The sequence below is a fragment of the Psychrobacter sp. 1Y4 genome (assembly GCF_051847555.1).
Genome location: NZ_JBPYDE010000520.1, coordinates 1 through 727 on the forward strand (window position 1 = coordinate 1; position 727 = coordinate 727).

The window sequence follows — 727 nt, forward strand, 5'->3', positions numbered from 1 at the left end:
CGTTTTGAGGCCATTATGGATGCCTGTCGCAAGCGTGCGCGGCCTATCATTATGACCACCATTGCGATGGGGGCAGGCATGTTGCCACTGGTATCTGGTTGGGGTGATGCCGATCCTACGTTTAGACGACCGATGGCAGCAGCGGTATTGGGTGGGCTAGTGACGTCAACGCTACTCAGTCTGGTGGTCATTCCAGTTGTTTATACGTTGATGGACGATGTGTCAGGCTGGTTTGCCAAATGGCTAGTGCCACATGGTAAACAGCGTGATATAAAGTAGTGAACCAAATGGCCGTATCAATAGGAAGAACGATGTATGCGGAACACGATCAATGATCAATACACTCTCTATTAGGTCGTATACTCGTCAAACCCGCGGGCATTCTCATGACTTTCATCAGATTGTGTTGCCACTGCGAGGCGTGATAAACATTGAAGTGGCAAGCTATCGCGGTAAAGTGACGCCAAGTGAGTGTGTCATCGTCAAAGCCAATGAAACGCACTACTTTAATGCTGAAGAGAATGCCAAGTTTATTGTTGCTGATACCGAAAATTTGCCGTCACATATTTTGAATTCGGCACATATTGTTTTTTCGATCAGCGCGCCATTATTGTCATTTTTAGAGTTTTCGGAGAGCCAGTTAAAGCATCAAATCAATCTTGAGATTGAAGCATTGATGTTTGCTACCTTCTATAAACTTTTAGCAGAACAAAAGCTGTTTTTTCAA

General features: G+C 45.0%; 2 protein-coding genes. Both read left to right on the forward strand.

Annotated elements, in window-relative coordinates:
* Nucleotides 1-279: efflux RND transporter permease subunit (locus ACS8FC_RS17320; RefSeq protein WP_439297693.1), on the forward strand; the 279-nt coding region annotated here is incomplete at its 5' end.
* A 52-nt stretch (nt 280-331) separates the two neighbouring features.
* On the forward strand, nt 332-727 hold a 396-nt coding region (locus tag ACS8FC_RS17325; RefSeq protein ID WP_439297694.1), incomplete at its 3' end, for a cupin domain-containing protein.